This window comes from Hymenobacter sp. UYAg731, assembly GCF_054061335.1.
In genome coordinates this window covers 713,086-739,563 of sequence record NZ_JBSSEC010000003.1, presented here as the reverse complement: position 1 = coordinate 739,563, position 26,478 = coordinate 713,086, and the positions used below count along the sequence as shown (strand labels likewise).

Here is a 26,478-nt window from a genome sequence, read left to right as displayed (position 1 = left end):
CAAAGTAAGCTGCACTATATCCTTTGGCCGGCAGGCTCCGTATAGGGTAGCAAGCGTCCCGGCCGGGCAGGTTGAGAGTCCCTCCGGCGCGGCGCGAAACCCCTTTTTCCTGCCAATTTTCATGCCCCCTTCTTCGACGGTGGAAACGCCATTGCGCGCCTCTGCCACCGCTGCCCGGCCCAGCGACCCAGCCGCCGAAATCCAACACCCTTACACCTTGCCCGACCTCGTGTGTTTTGCACACCTGCACTGGGATTTTGTGTGGCAGCGGCCGCAGCATCTCATGTCGCGCTTCGCCCGGCAGGGCCGGGTATTCTACGTCGAAGATGCTTTTTACCACAACGACAACCGCGTCGAGCCGCACGTCGAAATCAAGGACCGTGACAACGGCGTGAAAGTGGTGGTGGTGCATCTGCCCCAGCGCCTGCGCCAGGACGAAGCCGCCGCAGACCAAGCCCAATTTGAGGTGCTGAGCCACTATCTTGCCGAGCAGGGCGTCACGAAGTACCTCTTCTGGTACTACACGCCCATGGCCCTGGGCAAGTCGCGCCAGTTCCACCCCGAACTCACCGTGTACGACTGCATGGACGAGCTGGCGGCCTTCAAATTTGCCCCGCCCGAGCTCAAAAAGCGTGAGCAGGAACTGTTCCAGCAGGCCGACCTCGTGTTCACCGGCGGCCATACGCTCTACGAAGCCAAGCGTGAGCAGCACCCCGACGCGCACCCTTTCCCGAGCAGCATCGACAAAGCCCACTTCGGCCAGGCCCGTGGCCCCATGGCCGAGCCCGCCGACCAGGCCGGCATCGCGCATCCGCGCATCGGCTTTTTTGGCGTGGTGGATGAGCGGCTGGATATTGAGCTGCTGCGCCAGCTCGCGCAAAGCCACCCGGAATGGCAGTTTGTCATCATCGGCCCGGTGGTGAAGATTGACCCTGCCACCTTGCCCCGCACCGCCAACGTGCATTACCTCGGCGGGAAGGATTACAAGGAACTGCCGGCGTATTTAAAGGGTTGGGATGTAGCAACGCTTTTGTTTGCCGACAACGAGAGCACGAAGTTCATTTCGCCCACCAAAACGCCGGAATATTTGGCCGCCGGCAACCCCGTGGTGAGTACACCCATCCGCGACGTGGTGCGGCCCTATGGCGACCTGAACCTGGTGCAGATTGCCAACAACGCCGCCGATTTTGGCCAGGCCATTGAGAAGGCCCTCACGCAACGCGACGACGCCGACTGGCAGCAGCGCACCGACGATTACCTGGCCACCATCTCCTGGGACCAGACCTGGCAGCAGATGGTGAACCTGATGCAGGACCGCCTGTGGGCCAAAAAGCCCGATGCCTCCACCACCACCGTGGCCGGCGCGCCCCTCATGCCCACCAAGGTTTCGGAGGTGACGCTGCCGCCCATTAAGCCCGCCTGAGTAAGATTATCATGTTGAATGCCTGATTTTTATAACATAAATTCCTGCCCGATAGATTTTCTTCTTACCACTTCCCATCACCTGCACTATGTTTGATTACCTCATCGTTGGGGCCGGTTTTGCCGGCAGCGTATTAGCTGAGCGCCTCGCTACCCGCAGCAATAAAAAAGTTCTTATCGTAGACAAGCGCAGCCACATTGCCGGCAACGCCTACGACCATTATAATGAGCACGGCATCCTGGTGCATAAGTATGGGCCGCACATCTTTCACACCAATTCGAAAGACGTGTTCGACTACCTCGGCAATTACACCGACTGGCGACCCTATGAGCACCGCGTTCTGGCTTCGGTAGACGGCCAGCATGTGCCTATGCCCATCAACCTCGACACCATCAACAAGCTGTACGGGCTGAGCCTGACCAGCTTTGAAGTCGAAGAATTCTTTGCCTCCGTGGCCGAGCCGGTTGATGTCATCAGAACCTCGGAAGACGTGGTGGTGAGTAAGGTAGGCCGTGAGCTGTACAACAAATTTTTCAAGAACTACACCAACAAGCAGTGGGGCCTCGACCCCTCGCAGCTTGATAAGTCCGTAACCAGCCGCGTGCCCACCCGCACCAACCGCGACGACCGGTACTTCACCGATACCTACCAGGCCATGCCCCTGCACGGCTACACCCGGATGTTTGAGAACATGCTCAACCACCCGAATATCAAGGTGATGTTGAACACGGACTACCACGAAATCATGGATTTCATTCCCTTCAAGGAAATGATTTTCACCGGCCCCGTGGACGAGTATTTTGACTTCAAATTCGGCAAGCTACCCTACCGCTCGCTGGAGTTCAAGCACGAAACGCTGAATAAGGAGAAGCACCTCGCTGCCCCCGTGGTGAATTACCCCAACGACAACCTCTACACGCGCATCACCGAGTTTAAGGCCCTCACCGGCCAGGAGCACCCCAAAACGGCCATCGTGTACGAGTACCCGCAGGCCGAGGGCGACCCCTACTACCCAATCCCGATGCCCGAAAACGCCGAGTTGTACAACAAGTACAAGAAGCTGGCCGACGAAACGCCGGGCGTCCATTTCGTAGGTCGCTTGGCAACCTACAAGTACTACAACATGGACCAGGTAGTGGCCCAGGCCCTGACGCTGTACAAGAAGCTGACGGAGAAGGAAAACGCCAGCAAACCCGCGCTCCCCGTTATTTCGGGCAGCACCGCGCTGGTCGAAAAACTAATTAGCCGCTCCCCGAAACAGGAGTAGCAGCGTGGATTCCGCGTTTTGCCGTGTAGCGGCGAATGCGGAAATACACAACAGCTCCGCAACGACTCTAATGACCATTCGCCGCGTGGCGGCGAGACGCGGAATCGCAGAGTCTACGCTACAGAAAAGCCCCGCCAATTTGGCGGGGCTTTTCGTTTTGGGACGGTTTTAGCGGAAGGCTGCGTAAATTTGAGGTGCGCCACGGCGCTTATTCGCTAAAAGACTACCTAATGTTAGATTTTCTCGGCAAAACCATCGCCAAAATATTTGGCTCCAAAGCAGAAAAGGACCTCAAGGATGTTGTGCCTTATGTGGCCCTCATCAATGCCGAATATGCCAAACTGGCTGGCTTGACCGATGACCAGTTGCGCGAGCAGACCGATGCCGTGCGCGCCCGCATTGCCGAGCGCCTCGCCGGCCTCGATGCGCAGATTGGCGGTTTGCACCAGCAAATCGACACGCAGCTGCAGTTGGATGTATCGCAGAAAGAGGTTCTCTTTGAGCAAATTGACGCCCTGGAAAAGCAGCGCAATAAGGACCTCGAAGCCGTGCTGATGGAGGTGCTGCCCACCGCTTTTGCTATTGTGAAGGAAACGGCCCGCCGCTACAAGGAAAACGGCCAGCTGGTGGTTACTGCCAATGCCCGCGACCGCGAATACGCCGCCTCGCATGGCAACGTGACCTTCGAGGGTGACAAGGCCGTGTGGAGCAACAAGTGGCTGGCCGCCGGGGCCGAAATTGTCTGGGACATGGTGCATTACGACGTGCAGCTGATTGGCGGCATTGTGCTGCACCAGGGCAAAATTGCCGAAATGGCCACCGGTGAGGGCAAGACGCTGGTTTCGACCCTGCCATCGTTCCTCAACGCGCTCTCGAAGCGCGGGGTACACTTGGTTACTGTCAACGACTACCTAGCCAAGCGTGACTCCGAATGGAACGCGCCGCTGTTCGAGTTCCATGGCATCACCGTGGATTGCATCGACAAGCACCAGCCCAACACGCCGGAGCGCCGCGCCGCTTACCAAGCCGACATCACCTACGGCACCAACAACGAATTCGGCTTCGACTACTTGCGCGACAACATGGCCCGCGACCCCGAGGAACTGGTGCAGCGCAAGCACCACTTCGCTATGGTGGACGAAGTGGACTCCGTGCTGATTGACGATGCGCGGACGCCGCTCATCATCTCCGGCCCGGTGCCGCGCGGCGATGTGCATGAGTTCTACCAGCTCAAGCCGCGCATTCAGCGCCTGGTGGACGAGCAGAAGAAAGTAGTGCAAGCCTACCTGGTGGAAGCCCGCAAGCAGATTGCGGCCGGCAAAACCGGCGTGGAAGAAGGCGATAAGAACGGCGAGGGTGGCCTCATGCTGTTCCGCGCCCACCGTGGCCTGCCCAAGAGCAAGCCGCTCATCAAGTTCCTCTCGGAGTCCGGCAACCGCGCCGTGCTGCTGGCCACCGAAAACCATTATTTGGCCGACAACTCGCGCCAGATGCCGAAGGCCGATGAGCCGCTGTTCTTCACGATTGACGAGAAGAACAACCAGATTGAATTGACCGAAAAGGGCTTGGATTTGATTACGGCGCAGGGCGAAGACCCGCAGCTGTTCATCATGCCCGACATCGGGATGGCCATTGCCGACATCGAGAAAAACGCCGCGCTTTCGGCCGAAGAAAAGCTGCATCAGAAAGACAAGCTGATGAGCGACTACAACGAGAAATCGGAGCGGGTACACACCGTGAACCAACTCCTGAAGGCCTACACGCTGTTTGAGAAGGACGACCAGTACATTCTGACCGACGACGGCAAGGTGAAAATCGTGGACGAGCAAACCGGCCGCGTGATGGAAGGCCGCCGCTATTCCGACGGCCTGCACCAAGCCATTGAGGCCAAGGAAAACGTGCGCGTGGAAGACGCGACGCAGACCTACGCCACGGTGACGCTACAGAACTACTTCCGCATGTACCACAAGCTGTGCGGCATGACCGGCACGGCCGAAACCGAAGCCGGCGAGTTCTGGGAAATCTACAAGCTCGACGTGGTGGTGATTCCCACCAACCGGGTGATTTCGCGCAAGGACTCCGACGACCAGGTGTACAAGACGGTGCGTGAGAAATACAACGCCGTGGCCTTGGAAATCCAGAAGCTGGTGGAGGCCGGCCGCCCCGTGCTGGTGGGTACCACCTCAGTAGAAATCTCCGAATTAATGTCCCGCATGCTCAAACTGCGCGGCATCCAGCACCAGGTGTTGAACGCCAAGCAGAACCAGCGCGAGGCCGAGATTGTGGCCGCTGCCGGCTACCCCGGCACCGTGACCATCGCCACGAACATGGCCGGCCGCGGCACTGATATTAAGCTGCGCGATACCTCGAAAGAGTCGGGCGGCTTGGCCATCATTGGCACGGAGCGCCACGAAAGCCGCCGCGTAGACCGCCAGCTGCGGGGCCGCGCCGGCCGCCAGGGCGACCCGGGCACGTCGCAGTTCTTCGTGTCGCTTGAGGACAACCTGATGCGCCTGTTCGGCTCGGACCGGATTGCGAAGCTGATGGACCGCATGGGTATGGAAGAGGGTGAAGTGATTCAGCACTCGATGATTACGAACTCCATCGAGCGGGCCCAGAAGAAGGTGGAGGAAAATAACTTCGGTACCCGCAAGCGCCTGCTGGAGTACGACGACGTGATGAACGCCCAGCGCGAAGTGGTGTACAAGCGCCGCCGCAACGCCCTGCACGGCGACCGCATGGAAGTCGATATTCTCAACATGATTTACGACGTGAGCGAGGACATCGCCGCCGGCCACAAAATCACGGGCGACTTCGAGGACTTCAAGCTGAATGTCATCAAAGTATTCGGCTACGATACCTACCTCTTGGCTTCCGATTTGACCAGCCTGCAAGTGGGTCCCCTCACCCAGAAGCTGTACGACGAGGCCCTGGGCTACTTCCAGAGCAAGAACGAGCACATAGCCAGCAACTCGCTGCCGCTGGTGAACGACCTGCTGAGCAACGGTGCGCCGTACGAGAATATCGCTGTCCCCTTCACCGATGGCAAGAAGCAGGTGCAGGCCATTGCCAACCTGCGCCGCGCCCAGGCCACCGGCGGCCACGACATCCTCCGCCAGATGGAGAAAGTGGTGGTGCTGTCGGTCATCGACACGGCTTGGACCCAGCACCTGCGCCAGATGGACGACCTGAAACAGGTGGTGCAAAACGCGGTGTACGAGCAGAAGGACCCGTTGCTGGTGTACAAGTTCGAGAGCTTCGAGCTGTTCAAGCGCATGATTGGCAAGGTGAACGAGGAAACTACGACCTTCCTTTTCCACGCCGATGTGCCGGTGAACACCAGCATGGTGGGCACCAACGAGGAGCAGGACTACTATCTCGAAGACGAGGAGCAGCAGACTAACTTCACCGTGGAGCACGAAAGCAACCTCGACTCGCTCGGGGCCGGCCCCGAGGACATGGGCCCCGACTACCAGTCGCCCCAGGCCGCCGAGAAACAGGTGCCCGTGCGCAGCCAGAAAGTGGCCAACCGTAACGACAAAGTGAACGTGCAGTACATGGACGGCACCGTGAAGCGCGACGTGAAGTACAAATCCGTAGAGCAGGACGTGGAAAGCGGCCGCGCCGTGCTGGTGGACTAGTTGTCTGGTCCCATTGTGAAGTGGGCCGGGTCCTGGGCAAAGTGAGCGGGGTTTTTCTGCCATTGGGCCCGCCCAAGTGCGTGTGGGGAGGGGCCGCGCAAGGTCCTGAGCCGTTTGGTGTGGTTGCAGGCCCGCAGAAAGGCTGGTGCCTGGTCGCTTAGCTCCGGCGTCGGCTGGTTGTGCAAGCGCTGGGCGGGGGCTTCTTTGGCGGTGCGGTTCGGGCGCTCCACCAGGCCCTTGGTCCACGCCCTGTTCCCGGCACCACGGCCCGGGACTACACAACCAGTCAATCGCAAGTATCAGGTGATAGAACGCTTAGGCCCCTTCACTACTTATGCTATTCATTATCGCTTTGATTACCCATCCCTAGGCATTAGCTCTAACGAATTACATCGCACCTGCTATGTGGTATCTGACGCCAATGGGCTCGTTTATAAGGGCCACGGCGACGTGTGATGTAGCCCGCAGTAGCCGGATTACCCAGACACAAAGAGGCCCCGCCGAATCCATCGGCAGGGCCTTTTCTATTTATCAGGTTATCAGGCGCAAGCTGAAGCGTACGCTACACGTCGAACTTGATACCTTGTGCCAGTGGCAATTCAGTGGAATAGTTGATGGTATTCGTCTGGCGGCGCATGTACACTTTCCAGGCGTCGGAGCCCGATTCGCGGCCGCCGCCGGTTTCCTTCTCGCCGCCGAACGCGCCGCCGATTTCGGCCCCGCTCGTGCCGATGTTCACGTTGGCAATGCCGCAATCCGAGCCGCTCGCGGCCAGGAAGGCTTCGGCCTCGCGCATGTTCAGCGTGAAGATGGACGACGATAAACCCTGGCGTACATTATTTTGCAGCGCAATGGCCTTTTCTACGTCGCCGCTGTACTTGATGAGGTAGAGGATGGGCGCGAAGGTTTCCTCCTGCACCGTGTGGTAATGGTTTTCCACTTCCACCAAGGCTGGGGTCACGTAGTGGCCGCCATCCAACTCGGGGCGGGCTAGCACCTCGCCGCCACTCAGCAGCTTGCCGCCTTCGGCCTGTACTGCTACCAGCGCGTTTTCGAACATCTTCACCGCGTCGGCATCAATCAGTGGGCCGACCAGCGTGCCCGTTTGCAGCGGGTGGCCGATGGGCAGCTTGGGGTAGATAGCCAGCAGGCGGCTTTTTACCTCCTCAAACATGCTGTCTTCGATAATGACGCGGCGCGTGCTGGTGCAGCGCTGCCCGGCCGTGCCCACTGCTCCAAACACGATGGCCGGGATGGCAATTTTGAGGTCGGCGTTTTTGGTGACGATGATGGCGTTGTTGCCGCCCAGCTCCAGCAGGGCGCGGCCCAGGCGCGCGCCTACCACTTCGCCCACCTTGCGCCCCATGCGGGTGCTACCGGTGGCCGAAATCAGTGGCAGGCGCTTATCAGCGGCCATCGCAGCCCCGATTTTTGCATCGCCAATAATTACGCTGAACACGCCTTCGGCAATGTCATTCTCAGCCAGTACGTCTTTGATGATGTGCTGCACGGCTACGGCCGTGAGGGGCGTTTTCTCCGAAGGTTTCCAGATGCTCACGTCGCCGCACACGGCGGCCAGCATGGCGTTCCAGCTCCACACGGCTACCGGGAAGTTGAAGGCCGAAATGATGCCCACGATGCCGAGCGGCTGGTACTGGTCGTACATGCGGTGTGCCGGGCGCTCCGAGTGCATGGTGAAGCCGTGCAGCTGCCGGCTCAACCCCACCGCAAAGTCGCAGATGTCAATCATCTCCTGCACTTCGCCCAGGCCTTCTTGGAGGATTTTGCCCATCTCGGCGCTCACCAGCTTGCCCAGCGGCTCCTTGAACTCGCGCAGCTTGTTGCCAATCTGACGCACAATTTCGCCGCGCTTGGGCGCGGGCACCAGGCGCCAGGTTTTGTAGGCTTCCTGCGCAGCTTGTACCACGGTTTCGTAGTCATCGGCCGTAGCGAAGGCCACGCTGGCAATGCGGCGGCCATCGGCGGGCGCGTTGATGACGCGGCGGTCGGCGTTGGCATCGCCGCCCCAGGAGCGGCCGGTGCTGTAGGCGGCGTTGTCGGCCTGCACGCCCAGCTGGCGCAGCACGTCCTGAATGCCGTGGGGGTCGTGGTGGGGATGCGGAACGGTTACGTCGGACGCGGTAGCTTCTTCGAGGGCCTGCTTCATGGGGGGAGTGGGGGTGGGATGTTGCTGCGGCAAAGCTACGGGTTGCCGGGGAGTTGGCCGGGCCCGGCCCGCACAGCCCTGGCCATCTCCCCCAAAACGGCCATTCGCGGGAGGAATCTGAGCTAAGCGGTCGGAACGGCTTTTCTCAGATTCCTCCCGCGTCGGAATGGCCAATACCAGGCTTGCTACACCTTGCGTGGCTCCTGGGCCAGCAGGTGCAGGTTGTTGAACACGTCGAGGCTGTCGCGGCGCATTCCCCGCACTTCCTCATCCGAAAGCTGGCGAATTTTGGTATGAAAGTCCTTGTAATACACTACGAACACGGCCAGTTCGGGCACCCGGTTTTCGTAGGGCACCATGTTTTCAAGCACTGCATCAAAAAAAGCCGGGCTGTGCGTGGTCACAAAATACTGGTTGGTTTGCTGGGTGGCAATGCGCTCGGCCAGCTGCGTCACGTACAACGGGTAGGAATGAGCCTCGGGCTCTTCCAGCAAAATCACGGTGTTCCGGTTCGATTCCATGGCTGCCAGGTGGAAGCCGTAGCGCTGCAAGGTGTCGCCGCTGCTGGAGTACGGGTAGGCAAAGCTCAGCCCGTCCAGCTCCTTCATCACCTCGAAGCGGTTAGCATCGGGCCGCACGCGCAGGCGCAGGTTGTGGTCGGCAAAGAGGGTGGCAAATTCGTGGCGCAGGTCGGCGTTGGCCTCCAGCACCTGCACCAGGTTGTTGCCGTGGGGCGGGTGCAGGGCAGTGTCAGCGTAGCGGCGGTCGAGGTGGGTACTGTGCTTGAAGCGGTAGGATTTCACGGCCCGGGGCTGCCAGGCCGGCCGCGATGCCAGGTAACGCCCATCGGGACCCGGCCGGTCAGTTCGCCCGTCGCGGTCGAACTCGGTGTAGATAAAGCCGGGCTCGGGCAGCACGGCGGCGCTGGCCAGGTGGCTGTGCAGCCGGGCCAGCAGCTGGGCATCGTCGTTGGTGCGGGTGCGGCCCCGGCCTTCCAGCATGGGCAGGCCCAGCTGGGCGCGCAGCAGTAAGTAAGCCGTTTGGCTGAACACCCCGTACTGAAAGCGCTTGCTCTCACCCTGGCCAATGCGGCCCAGCAGGCACACGTCGCGGTCGGTTTCAATCCGGATGGGGGCCGCCATCAGGCCGTCGTGAAACAGCTGCGCCGGCTTCTCATACCGAATAAAGCTGCGCATAAACCGCTTCTTCTGCTCGAACGGAAAGCTTCCCAGCAGGCTCATGGCTTCCAGCACTGTCGACTTGCCCACGTTGGGCTGGCCAATGATGAGGTTGACCCGCCGCGGGTGCAGCACGGCGCTCCGAATCGACTTGAAATTCTGAATATAGAGGGTGTTGATTACGTTTTCCATTAAGCAAGAGAAAGCTGAGCATGCTACCGAAGAACTTCTGAATGCTCAGTCATTCCGCTCCAAACTTGGGATAGTACTTACGTTAAAACCACCTTGCGAGGATTAAATACGAAGACTAAAAACCGTCATTTCAGCTTATTTTTTTCCCTGACCATCAATATTCTACCGGCTTTTTCACGCGGCAAAAAATACCTTCAAACCTCCTGTTGTCACAAACCTGAGTTAGTCCCATAATGGGACAATATTGTCATCAACTCCTACTCCACAAAAAAAGCCCCTACCGTGTTGGTAGGGGCTTTCTTACATCAATCAGGGCCGGTTATTCCTGCCCGATGGGGTAGTACGCTTTGCGGCCGTCGGGGTACACGCCCTCCACCAGCGCGCCCGAATTTTCGCGGGCCTGCTCAAGGTAGGTTTTCACGTCGGCGGGCTTGGTCACCTGGTTCTTGTCGATGCGGGTGATGATGAAGCCATCGGCCATGCCCGTCTCGCGGAAGTTGCTGCCCTTAATGCCCGATATTTTAGCTCCGCCCTCCAGGCCCAGCTTGGCCAGGTCGTGGGGCGGCACGGCGGCAATGGTCGCGCCCTCGTACTTGATGGCGGCCGCTATTGCATCCTCGCGCACGATGCCCGTGGTGCCGGTGGCGTTGCGCAGCACGGCTTCGGCCAGACCGGCCGTGCCACTGCGCAGGTAGCTCACCTTAATCTTGTCGCCAGGCCGGAAACGGGCCACCTGCTCCTGGAGCTGCGACGACGTGTTCACGGCCACGCCGTTGATTTGGGTGATGATGTCGTCTTTTTTCAGGCCGGCCTGGGCGGCGGCACTGCCGGCCGTCAGGCCCTGCACATACACGCCGTTCAGCGTGTTCAGCTTCTTCTCGGAAGCCAGCTTGGCATCCACTTCCTGGATTTGCACACCCAGCAGGGCGCGCTGCACCACTTTGTATTTCAGCAGGTCGTCCACCACTTTGCTGGCCAGCGAGCTAGGGATAGCGAAGGAGTAGCCTTCGTAGCTGCCCGTGTGCGAGGCAATGGCGGAGTTAATGCCAATCAGGTCCCCGTTCAGGTTCACCAGAGCACCACCCGAGTTGCCGGGGTTCACCACGGCATCGGTCTGGATGAACGACTCGATGCCCATGTTGTCCTTGCGGCGCAGAATGTCGATGTTTCGGCCCTTGGCCGAAATGATGCCGGCCGTTACGGTCGAGTTCAGGTTGAAGGGGTTGCCCACGGCAAGTACCCACTGGCCCACTTTCACGTCGTCAGAATTGCCGTATTTGATGAAGGGCAGGTTGTCGGCCTTCACTTTCAGCACGGCCAGGTCGGTGTTGGGGTCGGCCCCCACCAGCTCGGCTTCGAACTTGCGCTTGTCGTCGAGCACCACCTCAATTTTAGAGGCCTTGTCGATGACGTGGTTGTTGGTCACGATGTAGCCGTTGGCGGCGATAATTACGCCGGAGCCCGAGCCCTGACCGCCGCCCTGCGGCTGCTGGCCGTGGAACTGCTCCAGCTGGTCGCCAAAAAACTGGCGCAGGAACGGGTCCATCTGCTGCTGGCGCTGGTCGACGGACGGCGCGGCGTATTCAGTCATGACGTGGACCACGGCCGGGGTTACGGCAGCGGCGGCAGCCACGAAGTTCAGGCCTTCGGGTACGGCGTAGGGCGTGCTCTTCATTTCGGAAGTGTAACGCACCTGGGGGTCGGCGGCTACGGCCTGGGGTGCCACGGGGGCCGGCTCAAGCAGCTTGTATCCCCCCACGGCCACGCCGCCGCCGAGTATGGCGGAACCGAGCAGGCCGAGCATCATTTGTTTTGCTTGCATGGGTAAGGGAAAAAATTGAAAAAGGGTAAATGAGTGAACTGAAGACCTAATTTAGCAACAGCCAAATGAAAACCGAATGAGTCCGGCTTAGTTATTTTCGGCATAACGCAGAAAGGATTCGCTTTCGCGTGCCAAGGTTGCTTGGTAGGTGCGAAGCGGCGCTTCGCACTACACCAGCCCAACGCTGGCGGCGGCAAAAAAGGCACCCCAAGAGGTGCCTTTTTTTATAAGCCCACGCGCGCTTAGCGGATTTCGATGTGCTGGGTGGTTACTTTTTCGGTGTCGAAGGGCAGCGTCACGCGCAGGATGCCATCGGTCAGTTCGGCGGCAATGGCCTTGACATTCACCGTTTCGGGCAGCCGGAAGGTGCGGGAGAAGTTGCCGTAGCTGGTTTCGATGCGGCGGAACCTGGGCGCGGCCGGAGCCTCGGGGGCTACCCCGGCGGGCGTGGCTTCGGCGGTGCTGGCAGCAGCTTCCGCAACGGGAGCCGCTTCTTTGGCCACGGCGGCCGGGTTGGGACGGGTGCCGGATACGACGAGCTGGCCGTCGAGGAAATCGAGGTTGACGGCTTCTTTTTTCACGCCGGGCAGGGCCAGGTGCAATTCAAAGCCGGCAGCGGTTTCGAGGATGTCGGCGGCGGGCACAAAGGCGGGCGTGGGCAGCGCGGCGGCCGTTTGCGGCTCGCGGAGCATATCGGCCAGCATGGCGCTCAGGGCGCGGCTGGGACGGAGGGAAGGGCGGTTGTTATAAAGCAGGGTTGCCATTGATATATAGAATATTGGGGGAAGTGAAAGAATCACAGCCGGCTGGCGGCACACTTCACCCCCTTAAATTCTATACCAACCCGACTACGCTTCAGCTTTCACGACAATTTGTCCTATTTGCAGAGATTCCGTAATTATCAGCGGCCTGTTTTGACTGCCATAACATCCGTCAGAGTATTTAAAGGCACTATTACGGGCAAAGCCCAGCCTGAAATTTTGTCATTAAACAGAATATTTTCATTCCAATGCGGGAGGAATGAAAACTTGCGGCTTAGTGCTGCGTGGGCAGCTGCTGGCGGGTTGCGGCGCTCCGGCCCTGGGTGATGGTGAAGCGCAAATCGAGCCCCAATACCGGGGTCACGGCGTTGAGCTTGCCACCGGAGGTCTGAACGTTCTGCCCGTTGTACTGCGGCAGCGTGACCAGGTAATTGGTCTGGTACGCAAACCAGGGCGTGAAATCGAACAGGCCGGCCACCCGGAAGCCCGCCTCGCCGCGCAGGCTGGTGAACTGGATGAACCGCTCGTCGGGGTTGGTGTCGGACTTGAGGAGGCGGACGTGAGTAGCGGCTTCGTAGCTCAGGCGGGGGCGCAGGGCGAAGCCGCCCGTGCCGATGGGCAGCAGCTTTTCGAGGTCGACGCGCAGGCGGGCATTGGTCTGACCATTGGCCCCGGTGGCGCTGGGGAAGGTGCGCTCCAGGCTCAGGCGCTGGCCGAAGGTGAGCGGGCCGAGGGGGCTGCGGTGGCGCAGGAGCACCTCGGGTATCAACACGTAGTCCTTGGTGCTGGCGGTGAAGTAGCCGAGGGTACCGCCCACGCTCCAGTGCTCGCTCAGGAAATGCTCGTAGGCCATGTTCACGCGCTGCTCATCGAAGCCCAGCACTCGTTTGGGGTCGGCCCCGAGCAGGTGATTGTTGTCGGTATTCTGCTGGCCGCGCACGGACAGGAGCAGGTAGTCGTTGCCGGGCAGGGCCAGCTCGGCCTGCGCTTCGGGCCAGAGCTGCAGGCCGGAGGTGGAGCGGCGCGTTTGGGCGGCGGCGGGCCGGGCCAGCAAGGCGGCCAGCAGCAGAAAGCAGGTGGAAAGGTGTTTCAGATTCATAAAGCAAAGATGCAAATGGCGCAGTAGCACAGTAGCGCGAACTTTTAGTTCGCGTCCCCGCACATTTTCCAAATCGTAACGACGGCTTTAACGGCGCTGGAACGCGAACTAAAAGTTCGCGCTACTCAACTCTTTAATAGCCAGCCAGGCCATGAGGCCGGGGCCGGTGATGAGGGCCTGCTCGTCGATATCGAACGTGGGGGTGTGGACGGAGGCGGCGAAGCGGCCATCGGCGTGGCGCGTGCCAAGGCGGTAGAAGCAGGCCGGCGCGGCCTGCGAGAAGTAGGCAAAATCCTCGGCGGCCATCCACTGGTCGAGTTCCTCCACGTTTTCGGGGCCGAGGTATTCCTCAGCGGCGGCGCGGACGCGGGCGGTGAGGGCGGGCTCGTTTTCCAGATAGGGGTAGCCCACCCGGATTTCCAGCTCGCACACCGCGCCCATGCTGTCGGCCAGGCCTTCGCAGAGCTTGCGCAGGTGCTGGTGGGCCTCGGCACGCCACTCCTCGTTGAGGGTGCGAAAGGTGCCTTCGATGTAGACTTCGTTGGGAATAACGTTGGTCGCACCGTTGGCGATGATCTTGCCGAAGCTCAGCACCGACGGGATTTTGGGGTTGGCGCGGCGGCTCACAATCTGCTGGGCAGCCACGATGATGTGGGCGGCCACCAGCACGGGGTCGAGGTTCATTTCGGGCATGGCCCCGTGGCCGCCCTTGCCCTTGATGGTGAGGTAGAGCTCGTCGGTACTGGCCATGTAGCGGCCGGGGCGCAGGCCGATTTTGCCGGCCGGCAGGTGCGGGAATACGTGCTGGCCCAACACCTGGCCTACGGCCGGACTTTCCAGCACGCCCTCTTTTATCATCAGCGACGCGCCGCCGGGCAGGCGCTCTTCGCCGGGCTGAAACATGAGCTTCACGGTGCCTTTGAAATCGCCTTTCAGCTCCGTCAGAATGCGGGCCGCGCCCAGCAGAGAGGCCGTATGCACATCGTGGCCGCAGGCGTGCATCACGCCGGGGTTGGTCGACTTGTAGGGTGCGTCGCTGGCTTCCGTGATGGGCAGCGCATCCATATCGGCCCGCAGGGCGATGGTGGGGCCGCCGGGCTGGCCCTCGATGATGGCCACCACGCCGGTATTGGCGATGGGCCGGGGCGTGAGGCCCAGCTTCTCCAGCTCCCGCGTGACGAAGGCGGCGGTGTTCACTTCTTCAAACGAAAGCTCCGGGTGCGCGTGCAGGTGCTGGCGCAGGGCCACGGTGTCGGCGGCGTGGGCGGCGGCGAGTTGCTGAATGCGGGGGATGAGGGAGTCGGACATGGAGAGGGTATGCGGAAACGGGGTTGAGAGAGGAAGACGCAATCGGAACTGTCATGCTGAGCGTAGTCGAAGCATCTCTACTGCGTGAGTAAATCAATCGGCTGGGTTAGTTGCGCGGTAGAGATGCTTCGGCTACGCTCGGCATGACTGTTTTCACGGTGTACTATGCCCTTCCCCTACGGCTGCTTGTTCAGCACCACCTGGGTGGCTTCGAGCTCCAGCTTGGGGGTGAGGCCGCGCAGGCGGGCCATGGCGCGGGCGGCGTCGAGCTTGGTGAGGTAGTCGCCGATGTAGAGGCGGTAAACCGGCGATTTGAAGGTGATGTAGTCCGTCTCGTCGGGGTAGCGGCCGACAACGGTGCGGCGGATGGCCATCACCTGGTCGCGCTCGATGCCCAGGTACACCAGCAGGCGGTAGCCCTGGGCATACTTCACGTTCTGGTTGGTGTAGGCCTGGTCGCGCAGGCGCTGCTCCACCGGGGCATTGACGTGGTTGGTGGGCAGCACGGCCGGGCGGGCGGGCGCGGTGGCCGCGATGGGCGTGGCTTTGGGCGCGGCAAACACGGGCCGGTACCTGGTCACGTCCTCGGCGGGCAGGGCGGGCGTGGCGGCTTTTTTGAGCGTGGTATCGGCGGCGGCGCTGGCGCGGGGGGCCTGCGGGGCCGAGCTGGCGCAGGCAGCCAGCCCGAAGAACAGGGAAGCAGCGAGCATCTTAGGCAGCAGTCGGTTCATCGGATTCAGCAAGCAGGGCCAGGCTATTGGATGCGCCGATGCGGTCGGCTCCGGCGGCCACCAGGGCCAGCGCGGCTTCGCGGGTGCGGATGCCCCCGGCGGCTTTGATACGCACGGTATCGGGCAGGGAGCGGCGCATGAGCGCCACGTCGGCCACCAAGGCGCCCCGGCTGGCAAAGCCGGTGGAGGTTTTTACGAAATCGGCCTCGCCGCCCACGCACAGGCGGCAGGCCAGCTCAATCTCCTCGTCCGAGAGCAGGGCGGTTTCGATGATGACCTTGAGCAGGGCCTGGTGGACGTGGCACAAATCAGCCAAATCCAGGATTTCGGCCTGGATGGCCTCGGGCTTGCCCGATTTCAGGGCTGAGAGGTTGATGACCATGTCCAGCTCCGTGGCCCCGTCATAGAGCGCCACTTCGGCTTCCTTAAACTTCACGGCCGAGGTGGCGTAGCCCAGCGGAAACCCAATGACCGTGCAGATGCCCACCGCCGTACCTTCCAGCCGGCCGGCGGCCAGGGCCACGTAGCAGGGCGGCACGCACACCGTGGCGAAGCCGTGGGCGGCGGCCTCTTCGCAGAGCTGAATGATTTGCGCTTCCGTGCAATCGGGGCGCAGCAGGGTGTGGTCGATTCGGGCGGCGAGGGTCATGGGGCAAAGGTACGGGGTTCTGCCCCCCTACTCCACCACGAGGCGCTGGGTTGCGGTGCGGCCGCCCGCCGTGATGCGCAGCATGTATATCCCAGCGGGCAGGCCGGATACATCCAGCTCGGCACGGGGGCCGGCGGGGGCCAGGTGGGTTCGGACGAGCCGGCCCACCGCGTCCAGCAACACCAGCCGCACCTCGCTGCCCGCCGCTCCGGCGGGCAGCACGACCGTGGCCGTGCGGTGCGCCGGGTTGGGGTACACGCGCAGCGGGTCCGCCGGGCGGGCGGCGGCCGTGGGGGTCGGAATCAGGTCATTCAGCGAAGCCAGGAAGGCGAAGGAATCGCTCCCGCCCGGCCCCGGCAGCGTGATGCCGCTGAACCGCGCCCCCGATGCCACGAAGCCGCCCACGTACACGGTGGCCCCATTCAGGGCCAGGGCGTAGGCGTAGTCTTCGCCCTGGCCCCCGGCCATCTGCACCCACTCGAAGCGCCCGGTGGTGCCAAGGTCGGTGAGGCGGGTCACGAAGGCATCAGCGCCGGCATTGTTGCCCAGATTGATGGTGTTGTAGATGCCGAAGCTGGCCGTGTACCCCCGCACAAAGCCCGCCACGTACACGCCCGTGCCATTAACGGCCAGGGCCCGGCCGTAGCCGGCGCTCTGGCCGCCGGCGCGCTGGGCCCAGCCGAAACTGGCCGTAGTGCCCGCATCGGTCAGCTTGGCCACGAACATATCGGCGGTGCTTTGCCGGGTGAGGGTGAGCGCATCAAAGCCGATACTGGCCGTCACGAAGGTGCCGGCCAGGTACACGTTGGCCCCGCTCACGGCCACGCAGGTGTGGTCGTCGGTGTCGCCGCCATCGGTCTGGCGGGCCCAGGTGAAGCTGCCGGTGGGGCCGGCATCGGTCAGCTTGGCCACGAAGAGGTTGTAGGTGCCGTTGGTGGTGAGGGTGGTGGCACCGAAGGCGGCTGTGGTGCTGGCATAGCGGCCGGCAATGTACACGCTGGCCCCGCTCACGGCCAGCGAGGAGGCGACATCCCCAAAGGCCCCGCCGGCCTTCTGCGCCCAGGTGAAGCTGGCGCTAGGGCCGGCATCGGTGAGCTTGGTCACGAAGATGTCATCGGGGCCGCCGGTGCCTGAGCCGGGCAGGGAAGCGCCCCCCAACACCAGCGCGGAGCCACTGAACCGGCCCGTGACGTACACGCTGGCCCCACTCACGCCCACAGCCAGGGCCGCGCTGCTGCTGGCCGCGTTGGCCTGCTGCGCCCAGGCAATGCCGGCGCTGGGGCCGGCGTCGGTGAGCTTGGCCACCAGCAGCCCCCCGGTGGGGGCCGTGGTGGTGAGCGTGGTACCGCCCAGCACCAGGCTGCCGCCCGTGCCGGTGCCCGCGCCGAAATAGCCCGCCAAGTAAATGCTGCTGCCGCTCACGGCCACGGCCAGCACTTCCTCATTGGCGAGGCCGCCCACGCGCTGGGCCCACACGAAAGTACCGGTGGCGCGGCTCCATTTGGCCACGTAGCCATCGGTGCCACCGGCGCTGGTGAGGGTGGTACCGCCCCAGCTCACGGTGCCCCGGAAAGCGCCGCCCACGTACACGTTGCCGGCGGCGTCGGCCGCCGTGGCCAACACCGTGGAGGTATTGCTCACGGCCTGAATGGCCCCCGAGGCCATCTGCCAGGCAGGGGGCGCAGCCGTCACGATAAAGGCTACGGCGTTGCTGGTGCCGCCGGGCGTGGTCACCGTCACCGGGCAGCTGCCCACGGGTGCGCCGGCGGGCACGGTGGTGGTCAGGGCAGTGCTGGCAATGCTGGTGATAACGGTTTGCGGCACGCCGTTGAAGCTGATGCTGGTGGTTCCGTTCAGTCCGTAGCCATTGAAGGTGACCGTAGCGCCCACCATGCCGCTCAGCGGCGCAATGCTGGTGAGCACGGGCACGGGCGGAATGCCCACGCCGCCCAGGTTGAGCACGTAGGTACCCGCATTGGAGCCAATGAACAGGGTGCCGGTGCGGCTGCCCGGCACCACCGGCGCAAACGTGAGGTCGAAGTAGCCGGTGCCGCCCGCCGCGATGACCAACGACGAGCTGGCGGCCAGGGCAAAGTCGCCCGAGCTGACGAGGCTGGTGATGGTGAGCGGGCTGGTGCCGGGGTTGCTGAGCGTGAAGCGCACCGCCGCGCTGGTGGCCCCCAGCGGCTGGTTGCCGAAGCTGTACGTGGCCCCGCTCGGGTAGCTGGTACTGCCTTGCGCCACGGCCAGTTGCGGGGCCGTCACGGTGAAGGTCTGGGCCGTGGTGAGCGTATTGGCGGGGGTGACGACCGTGAGCGGGCCGGTGGTAGCGCCCGGCGGCACGGCCAGCTGCAGGCTGGTGGCCGAGGCCGCCCGGAAAGCCGCCGCATTCACCGTGCTGCCCCCTGCAAAGCGCACGCTGCCCGCGCTGCCCAGGCCGGTGCCAGTGATGGTGACCACCGTGCCCACGGGGCCGCTGGTGGGCGCGAGGGAAACCACCGTGGGCAGGGTGGCCACGCACAGCGCGAACGGCTGGCCCGCGCCACTCGTCTCGGCGCTCACGCGCAGGTAGTAGGCCTGGCCCACCGACAGGGTACCGGCGCTGAGCACGAGGCCGCCCGGCGTGGGCGCGGCCGGGGCCACCACCGGCGCGAGGGCGGTGGCCGTGCCCTGGTACAGCTCCAGCGCCAGGACGGCGGCGGTGCTGGTCAGGCGCACGCGCACGGCCGGCGCAATAGCCACGAAGCGGAAGAAGACGTCGTGGGCCTGCGCGGGGGTGCCCAGGCCGCCGGTGGTGCTGGCCGTAGCCGCGGCCGAGGTGCCGCTGGTGATGGCACAGTCGAAGGTGGGGCTGAGGGCAAGCGCCCCGGCCGGGTCGTCGTTGGCGGGGGGGCCGGCCAGGGTGAAGGCCAGGCCGTTGCTGGTGCCGCCGGGGGTGCTGGCGGTTACCAGGCCCGTGGCCGCGCCCGGCGGCACCAGCACGCCCGTGAGCTGCGTGCCAGCGGTATTCACGGTGAAGCCGGTGCTCAGCACTACGGGGCCGGTACCGGCAAAGGCCACGGCCGTGGTCCCCGCCAGGTTGGTGCCCGTGAGGGTGAGGGCGGTGCCGGGGCCGCCGCTGGCCGGGCTGAGGCTGGTGAGGGTGGGCAGGGGGGCCGGGGCATCGGCTACCGACGTCAGAAAACACCGCCCGGAACCCGTGAAAGGCCCCGGTATCGTCAGCCCGTCGATGGTGGCCGGGGGCATGACAACGCCCGCCACGTACACCGTGGTGCCCGCCAGTGCCACGGCATTGGCGCGGTCGCCGGACGGGCCGCCCAGCGTTTTCACCCACAGAAAGCTGCTGGTGCTGCCCAGGTCCGCCAGCTTGGCCAGGTACCCATCATTGTAGCCCGCCGCCGATACCCTGACCTCGCCAAAGGCGGCCGGCTGCGAGCCGAATGCCCCGGCCAGGTACAAGCTGCTGCCGCTCACGGCCAGGCTGGCAAGGTCTTCGCCGCCGGTGCCTCCAGCCTCCTGCGCCCACACAAAGCTGCTGCTGTTGCCCGCGTCGGTAAGCTTGACCACGAAGGGGTGATATTCCCGGCTGCGGTTGCCAATGCTGGCATTGCCGAAGAAGGCCGTGGTGCTTTGGAAAATGCCGCCCACGTACACGTTGGTGCCGTTCACGGCCAGGGTGGTGGCTTCGTCGGCCCCCACGCCGCCGCCTGCCGCCGCCCATTGGAAGGCTGCGCTGGGGCCGGCATCAGCGAGCTTGGCCACGTACATATCGAAGGTGGTGCTGCTGCCGGAGGGCGTGAGCGCAGTGGTGCCGATGGTGGTGGGGAAAGTGAATGCCCCGGCCACGTACACGCTGGCCCCGGCCCCGGCCACGGCGCGCACGGTGGTTACCCCGCCCACGGGGTACACCCACTGAAAGCTGGCGCTGGGGCCGGCATCGGCCAGCCGGGCCACGAAGCCATTGACGTTGCCCGGCGTGCCGGGGTTGGTGAGGGTGAGCGCGCCGAAAGCCGCCGTCCGGCTGTCCAGGTCGCCCCCGATGTAGACGCTGCTGCCGCTCACGGCCACCGCGTAGGCATAGTCGCCGAAGGCCCCGCCCGCCCGCAGGGCCCACACAAACGCGCCTGTAGCGCCGGCATCCGCCAGTTTGGCCACGTACATATCGTCGTTGGCAAGGCCCCCGGCGGGGTTGGCATTGGCCAGCGTGGTGCTGCCGAAGGCCGCCGTGCCGCTGGCAAACCACCCCGTGAGGTAGATGCCCCCGCTGCCCACGGCCAGGCCCCGGGCCTGGTCATTATCGGTCCCGCCGGCGCGCTGCGCCCACACGTAGTCCTGGGTGGCTGGGCTCCACTTGGCCACAAACACATCGAAGCTGCCCGCGCTGGTGAGCGTGGTGCTCCCAAAGGTGGCGGTGTTCTGGAAGGTGCCGGTCACAAACACGTTGCCGCTGGCATCGGTGGCGGTGGCGTTTATCTCGGCCGCGCCCACGGCCACGGTGGAGGCCTGCCAAGTGCCTGGGGCCACCGCCGTGGTGGCCACCGCAAACGGCAAGCCCGCGCTGGTGCCGCCGGGCGTGGTCACCGTGACGAGGCCGCTGGTGGCCCCGCCGGGCACCACCACTCCCGAAACCTGGGTGCCGTCCCCGTTCACCATTAGGCCGGTAGTGACGGGGGCGGCCCCGGCAAATGTGACGGCCGTGATGCCCGCCAGGCGGGTGCCACTCAGGGTAACGGCGTTGCCGATGGTGCCGCTACGGGGGCTGATGCCGGCCAGTACCGGCAACTGCGGCAGGTCGTTCAGCGAGGCCAGAAAGGCAGTTTGCGAGCCATAAGCCCCATCAAAATAGGCCCCGCCGAAGTTGATGGGTGGCCCCGCAATGCCGCCCACGTACACGGTGGTGCCCGACACGGCCAGGGTGTAGGCGACGTCGGGGCCAGCCCCGCCGGCCCGCTGGGCCCATTCCGTGCTGGCGTTGGGGCCAGCATCGGTGAGCTTGGTGACGAACAGGTCGGCATCGCCCGCCGAGGTCAGGGCAATGCTGCCGAAGCTGGTGGCCGGGCCCATGCGGCCGGCCAGGTACACGCTGCTGCCGCTCACGGCCAGGGCACTCACGCTGGCATCGGTGGTGGCGGCCACTTCGGCCCACACGTAGCTGGCCGTGCTGCCCGCATCGGTGAGCTTGGCCACAAACACGGAGTAGCTGCCGGTGGGCACCAGACGTACGCTGCCGAACGTGGCCGGCCCGTTCACGTTGCCGGCCACGTACACGTCGGAGCCGCTCACGGCCAGGGCCTGGCCTTCCACGTTATCCCCGCCCGACTGCCGGGCCCAGGCAAAGCTGCCGCTGGTGCCCGCGTCGGTGAGCTTGGCCACGAAGGCCGTCGAGTTGCCCGATTGCACCAGTTGGGTGCTGCCGAAGCGCACCTCCGGGCTGGTGAAGGTGCCCACCACGTACACCCCGCTGCTGGTGGCGGCCACGTCGTTAATGCGGTCGTCCTGGTTGCCCCCGCCGGCCTGCGCCCACACAAAGCTGCCAGTGGTGCCCGCATCGGTGAGCTTGGCCACGAATACGTCGCCGCCATTGCTGCCCGTTACGGCTTTGGTGATGGTGGCAGGACCGAAAACCGCCGTATTGTCGCCGAAAACTCCCGCCACGTACACGCTGGTGCCACTTACGGCAATGCCGGCGGTGTAATCGCCGGCGGCACTGCCGCCGGCCACCGCCCACGCAAAGCTGGCACTGGTGCCCGCGTCGGTGAGCTTGGCTACGTACACGTTGTCGTTGCCGATGCTGGACAAGACCGTACTCCCAAAGGTGGCCAGCGCCGTGAACGAGCCCGTGATGTATACTGCGCTGCCCTGCACCGCGATGCCCGCCGCCGACTCGTTGCCCGTGCTCCCGCCCCGCACCGCCCATGCAAAGCGGCCGCTGGCGGCACTCCACCGGGCCACGAAGGCATCGGTGCCACCCGCGCTGCTGAGCGTGATGGTGCCCAGGTGGAGCACGTTGGAGAAAACGCCCGTCACGTACACGTCGCCGGTGGGGCCGGCCGCCGTGGCTGTAATGCTGGCGGCGTCGGAGAGCACCAGCGCCGTTTGCCAGGCGGGGGCCTGGGCATGGGCCGCGCCGGTGGCGAGGAGCAACAGGGCCAGCAGCAACCGGCCGGTAGCGGCCGTAAGCAGGGTATAAAGATTCATGAATATCAGGAAAAAGGAAAGGAATTGCATGAGCGAAGCGCCCGTTGGCCGGCTCTACTCCACCACCAGCCGCCGGGTGGTGGCGCGGCCGGCGGCCTGCACCCGCACAGCATAGAGGCCGGCCGCGAGACCGGTGAGGTCCAGTTCGGCGCGGGTTTCGGCGGTGGTTAGGCGGCGCACGGCGCGACCCAGGGCATCGAGCACGGTGAGGGTGGCCGTGCCGAAGCCGGCCGGCAGCTGCACGGTGGCCGTGCCGTGGGCGGGGTTGGGCAGCAGGCTCAGGCCGGCCAGGGGCGTGGCTTTGGCGGTGGGCAGGCCGGTGGCATCCAGCAGCGTGGCGATGAAAGCCGTGCTACTGTTGAAGCCGGCTGTGACGGGCGCAATGGCCTGGCTGCCAAATCTGGCCGGCATCCGCACCGAGCCGGCCACGTAGACGGTGGTGCCGCCCAGGGCCACGGCCCGGCAATAGTCACTGTCGGGGCTGCCGCCGGCCTGCGCCCACTCGAAGGTGCTGGTGGCCCCGGCGTCGCGCAGGCGGGCTACGTACACCTCGTAGGTTGATACCGGGCTGGGGTTGACGAGGGTGGTGGCACCGAAGCCCGCCGTGGCGCTGGAAAAATGCCCGGCCACGTACACGCTGCTGCCCCGCACGGCCACGGCCGTGGCGTCATCAAAAAACGCGCCGCCCGCCCGCTGAGCCCACCCAAAGGCCGCGCTGGTGCCCGCGTCGGTGAGCTTGGCCACGAAGGCGTCGTTGCCGGTGCTGTCCCCCGCGTTCACCAGCGTGGTACTCCCAAACGTGGCCGAAGAGCCGGTGAACTCGCCCACCACGTACACGCTGTTGCCCTGCACGGCCACGGCCCGCCCGAAAGTGCTCTCGGTGCTGCCGCCGCGCACGGCCCAGTCGAAGCGCAGGCTGCTGCCGGTATCGGTCAGGCGGGTCACAAACGCATCGGGGTAGCCGGCCGCGCCCACACTCAGGCTGGTGGTGCCAAAGGTGGCCGTCTGCTCAAAATTGCCCACCAGGTACAGGCTGCTGCCGCTCACGGCCAAGCCCACGGCTTCGTCGAAGCCTGGCCCGCCGGCCCGGATAGCACCGGTAAAGCTGGCCGTAGCACCGGCATCGGTCAGCCGGGCCACGTAGGCATCGCCGACACCGGCGCTAGTGAGGCTGCTGCTGCCCACGGCCAGGGTCGCGCTTTGAAAACTGCCGGCCATGTACACGCTGCTGCCGGCCACCGCCAGCCCATTCACGGCCTCCGAATCGGGGCCGCCCAGCCGCTGCGCCCAGACAAACGCCGCCGATGTGCCCGCATCCGTTAGTTTGGCCACAAAGGCGTCGGAGGAGTTGTTCGAGCCGGCATTGGTGAGCACCGTGCTGCCGACCAGTGTGGTGGGGCTACGAAAAAAGCCGCTGATGTACACACTGTTGCCATTCAGAGCAATGGCCTGTCCGATGTCGTCTTCGGAGCCGCCCAGCTGCTGCGCCCACACGAAGGTGCGGCTGGTACTACTCCACTTGGCCACGAAGGTATTGTCGCCCAGGCCACTGGTGAGGGTGGTGCTGCCCACCTGCAGGGTACCGCCGTAGTTGCCCAGCACGTACACGTTGCCGGCGGCATCGGCCACGGTGGCACTCACTTCGGAGCGGGAGGTGGCGGCCGTGGCCACGCTGAAGGCCGACTGCCAGGCCGGGGCCTGCGCCCGCGCATGGGCGGCGGCCAATAAAACACCCATCGCCATCAGGGTAGTCCGGCCGCGCTTCATCATGGTAAAGATGTTGCTCATCAAGGAAAGGGAAAAGGAAGGAAAGCGGATGTGCCCCCCGGCCGGGGCAGCTAAGTGGGTAAAGATACTGTGCTCGCCCACACGCCCAAACGCCAAAATGCCTCGGCCAACCGGCCGGGGCATTCGCAAGCGGCAGCCGGGGTGGGCTACTGCACAATGCGGCTTTTAATGGCCGAATACTGCGGCTCGGTGGTGGAGCCCACCAGGCCGGCGGCCTTCACGAACACCCGGGTGCCCGACTCGAACGGCCCGAGCTGGCGCTCGCGGCCGCCGCCCACGGCCACCAGCCAGTTGTCTTCCGGCGGCTTGGCGTCGGTGGCGTAGCGCACCAGGTTCTGGATGGTGCCGGTGGGCCGCCTGAACTTGAGCAGCAGGCAGCCGGGCGGGGTGCCGTCCAACAGCTCGAAGTCCATGGCCACGTCGGTGGCGGTGCCCACGAGGGTGCGGCCGGCCGTGCGCAGGGCAGGCTCGTTGGCGGAGTATTCCAGGTTCAGGCGTTTGGCCAGGCGGCCCAGCTCGGTGATGGTGGCGGTGCGCAGCAGGTCGCGCTGGGCCGTTTGGGCGGGCGTGGGGCAGTCGGTGGCGGCCACGGCGGCATCGAGCAGGGCCACGGCGTCGGTGAGGGGCTTCACCAAGTCGGCCCCTTTGTCGAGGAACGGGCTGGCCGTGGTCTGGCGCACGACGGCGTGGGCAAGGGGCGACACGGCCTCGTAGAGCAGGTAGGTGTAGTCTTCGATGAGTTTGGGTTTGCGCATGGGGATGGGGGGTAAAAGGGTGATAGGGGGTTGAGCATCAAAAGTAGATACCCGCCCAACTGCGGCGAAACCGGCGATTTTACTCACGGCAACCAGCGCCGCCACTACCCCGAAAATCACCCCCCCCATTACCAGTGCCGGCCGTCCCACCAAAACGGCTGGTCGGCCATCCCGGCTCCGCTATTCGCCATCGGCAACGAACTGTTTCCCCTCCGAAAGCGCTTGTCCGGGATGGCCGACCAGCGCATTTGCCCGGCCAGCCGCTTTCCCGCCATCGGAACCCTGCGATTCGGGATGGCAAACCCGCCCGTTTGCGCTGAAAACAGCTTGTCCGCCATCGGAAAAACGCGGTCCGGGCTTGCGGACCGCGTTTTTCCGATGGCGGACAAGGCCAAAGGGGTTCCTTTCCGTTATTCTACCACCAGGCGGCGCGTGACGCTGATGCCGCCGGCCTGCACCCGTACGGCGTAGAGGCCGGGCGCGAGGCCGGTAAGGTCCAGCGCGGCTTTCGAATTGGTGGGCATGATGAGGGTAGGCACCGGGCGGCCCAGCGCATCGAGCACGGTGAGCGTGGCCGTGGCGGTGGCCCCGGGGATGGCTGGCAACTGGATGGTGGCACGGCCGTGGGCGGAGTTGGGGCTTCTTTGATGGTGCGGTTTGGGAGCTCCACCCGGCCCTTTGTCCACGGGTGGGCCGGCCTGTTCCCGGCAGGTGCGGCCAAGGCCGGGCCCGCCGGGCCGAAATCGGCGGCGCGTTCGGCGGCGAGAAGGAAACCGGCGGCGGCCGCGAATCCGGCTCCGACGCTTGGAAGGTATATATGCGCCTTCAGACCAACACCATCATTTATTCCACTGAACTGCCACTGGCACAGGGTATCAGGTTCGATGTGTAGCGCATGCTTCAGCTTGCGCTGGAAACGAAAAGAAGCCCCGCCGATGTATTCGGCAGGGCCTTCTTGTTGGCTATAGCGGCAACTGTAAAGGGCGTTGCCCGGTTTGTAGGGCCAGAATATCAATCCGGTCGGCGGAGGTAATGCGGTAGATAAGTCGATACTGGCGGAATAGTAATTCCCAAATGTTATCGACACCTAATTCGGGTACCATGCGGCCCAGCCGAGGGTGTGGCTTTAATAGCTCCAGTTGGCGGAAGAGGCTATCGATGAGTAGGGCAGCCCGGGTAGCGGAATATTGGGCCAGGTACTCGGCCTGCTCATCGGCTTCGTGCAGAAAACGAGTGGTGAAATGTAGCAGCATTAGCGCACCCGGTCGGCGGGTATTCCGGCCGACCATCGGCCCAGATAGGCTCGTGCTTCGGATTCTGAAACAGTTTCGCCATTGTCAGCCTGCCGCAGTCCTTCTTCGATGCGCTTGATGAGCGACAGGCGTTCGAAGAGGTCTTCCAACTCGAAGGAGTCGGGCAAATCCTGGAGCGAGGTGATGACTTGTTCTTTGGTCATGGCGACGATGGTGTATATAGAATAGCAATTTACGGAAAGAGTA

Annotated in this window: 18 protein-coding genes and 1 pseudogene; 4 read left to right on the top strand and 15 right to left on the bottom strand. The window is 63.9% G+C overall.

Annotated features, from left to right (window positions below):
• Positions 1-121 precede the first annotated feature (121 nt).
• From ACVWYF_RS11265 to secA, 3 genes are all read left to right on the top strand, one after another.
• On the top strand, positions 122-1,423 hold the full coding sequence (locus tag ACVWYF_RS11265; RefSeq protein ID WP_457067919.1) for a glycosyltransferase family 1 protein: 1,302 nt from the start codon (positions 122-124) through the stop codon (positions 1,421-1,423).
• 88 nt (positions 1,424-1,511) lie between these two features.
• Positions 1,512-2,690 (top strand): UDP-galactopyranose mutase, encoded by a 1,179-nt coding sequence (gene glf / locus ACVWYF_RS11260; protein WP_457067917.1) that lies wholly within the window; start codon positions 1,512-1,514, stop codon positions 2,688-2,690.
• A gap of 230 nt (positions 2,691-2,920) precedes the next feature.
• The gene (secA, locus tag ACVWYF_RS11255) at positions 2,921-6,331 is read left to right on the top strand and encodes a preprotein translocase subunit SecA (RefSeq protein ID WP_457067915.1); all 3,411 of its coding nucleotides are present in this window, start codon (positions 2,921-2,923) and stop codon (positions 6,329-6,331) included.
• Between the two features lie 562 nt (positions 6,332-6,893).
• Here the strand turns inward: secA and amaB are convergent.
• From amaB to ACVWYF_RS11190, 13 genes are all read right to left on the bottom strand, one after another.
• Positions 6,894-8,498: an L-piperidine-6-carboxylate dehydrogenase gene (gene amaB, locus ACVWYF_RS11250; RefSeq protein WP_457067913.1), complete on the bottom strand. Its 1,605-nt coding sequence runs from the start codon at positions 8,496-8,498 to the stop codon at positions 6,894-6,896.
• 185 nt (positions 8,499-8,683) lie between these two features.
• Positions 8,684-9,868: an AAA family ATPase gene (locus tag ACVWYF_RS11245; protein ID WP_457067911.1), complete on the bottom strand. Its 1,185-nt coding sequence runs from the start codon at positions 9,866-9,868 to the stop codon at positions 8,684-8,686.
• Positions 9,869-10,187: 319 nt separating this feature from the next.
• Positions 10,188-11,690, bottom strand: a complete 1,503-nt coding sequence (locus ACVWYF_RS11240; protein ID WP_457067909.1) for a S1C family serine protease — start codon at positions 11,688-11,690, stop codon at positions 10,188-10,190.
• Between the two features lie 242 nt (positions 11,691-11,932).
• Positions 11,933-12,454, bottom strand: a complete 522-nt coding sequence (locus tag ACVWYF_RS11235) for an Hsp20/alpha crystallin family protein (RefSeq protein ID WP_457067906.1) — start codon at positions 12,452-12,454, stop codon at positions 11,933-11,935.
• A 271-nt stretch (positions 12,455-12,725) separates the two neighbouring features.
• A complete protein-coding gene (locus tag ACVWYF_RS11230; protein WP_457067904.1) occupies positions 12,726-13,550 on the bottom strand; it encodes a hypothetical protein in 825 nt (274 codons plus the stop codon).
• Positions 13,551-13,658: 108 nt separating this feature from the next.
• Positions 13,659-14,858, bottom strand: a complete 1,200-nt coding sequence (locus ACVWYF_RS11225) for a M20 metallopeptidase family protein (protein ID WP_457067902.1) — start codon at positions 14,856-14,858, stop codon at positions 13,659-13,661.
• A gap of 176 nt (positions 14,859-15,034) precedes the next feature.
• Entirely contained in the window at positions 15,035-15,568 is a 534-nt protein-coding gene (locus ACVWYF_RS11220; RefSeq protein ID WP_457067900.1) for a hypothetical protein, read from the bottom strand.
• Between the two features lies 1 nt (position 15,569).
• Positions 15,570-16,238, bottom strand: coding sequence for a deoxyribose-phosphate aldolase (gene deoC / locus ACVWYF_RS11215; RefSeq protein ID WP_457067897.1), 669 nt, complete (start codon positions 16,236-16,238; stop codon positions 15,570-15,572).
• 27 nt (positions 16,239-16,265) lie between these two features.
• On the bottom strand, positions 16,266-22,436 hold the full coding sequence (locus ACVWYF_RS11210; protein WP_457067895.1) for a T9SS type A sorting domain-containing protein: 6,171 nt from the start codon (positions 22,434-22,436) through the stop codon (positions 16,266-16,268).
• A 54-nt stretch (positions 22,437-22,490) separates the two neighbouring features.
• The gene (locus ACVWYF_RS11205) at positions 22,491-24,224 is read right to left on the bottom strand and encodes a T9SS type A sorting domain-containing protein (protein ID WP_457067892.1); all 1,734 of its coding nucleotides are present in this window, start codon (positions 24,222-24,224) and stop codon (positions 22,491-22,493) included.
• Between the two features lie 146 nt (positions 24,225-24,370).
• A complete protein-coding gene (locus ACVWYF_RS11200) occupies positions 24,371-24,979 on the bottom strand; it encodes a hypothetical protein (protein ID WP_457067890.1) in 609 nt (202 codons plus the stop codon).
• A gap of 128 nt (positions 24,980-25,107) precedes the next feature.
• Positions 25,108-25,317 (bottom strand): hypothetical protein, encoded by a 210-nt coding sequence (locus ACVWYF_RS11195; protein ID WP_457067887.1) that lies wholly within the window; start codon positions 25,315-25,317, stop codon positions 25,108-25,110.
• A gap of 72 nt (positions 25,318-25,389) precedes the next feature.
• Positions 25,390-25,665, bottom strand: coding sequence for a T9SS type A sorting domain-containing protein (locus tag ACVWYF_RS11190; protein ID WP_457067885.1), 276 nt, complete (start codon positions 25,663-25,665; stop codon positions 25,390-25,392).
• 50 nt (positions 25,666-25,715) lie between these two features.
• Here ACVWYF_RS11190 and ACVWYF_RS11185 point away from each other — a divergent pair.
• Positions 25,716-25,871 (top strand): annotated as a pseudogene (locus tag ACVWYF_RS11185) (aldehyde dehydrogenase family protein); the annotation flags it as partial.
• 70 nt (positions 25,872-25,941) lie between these two features.
• On the opposite strand, the gene ACVWYF_RS11180 reads toward ACVWYF_RS11185, so the two are convergent.
• Together ACVWYF_RS11180 and ACVWYF_RS11175 are read right to left on the bottom strand one after the other, a co-directional pair.
• Positions 25,942-26,232, bottom strand: coding sequence for a type II toxin-antitoxin system RelE/ParE family toxin (locus tag ACVWYF_RS11180; protein ID WP_457067883.1), 291 nt, complete (start codon positions 26,230-26,232; stop codon positions 25,942-25,944).
• Positions 26,232-26,435 carry a hypothetical protein gene (locus tag ACVWYF_RS11175; RefSeq protein ID WP_457067881.1) on the bottom strand — a complete coding sequence of 68 codons (204 nt, stop codon included), beginning with the start codon at positions 26,433-26,435 and terminating at the stop codon, positions 26,232-26,234. Before ACVWYF_RS11175 ends, ACVWYF_RS11180 begins: the two co-directional genes overlap by 1 nt.
• Positions 26,436-26,478 lie beyond the last annotated feature (43 nt).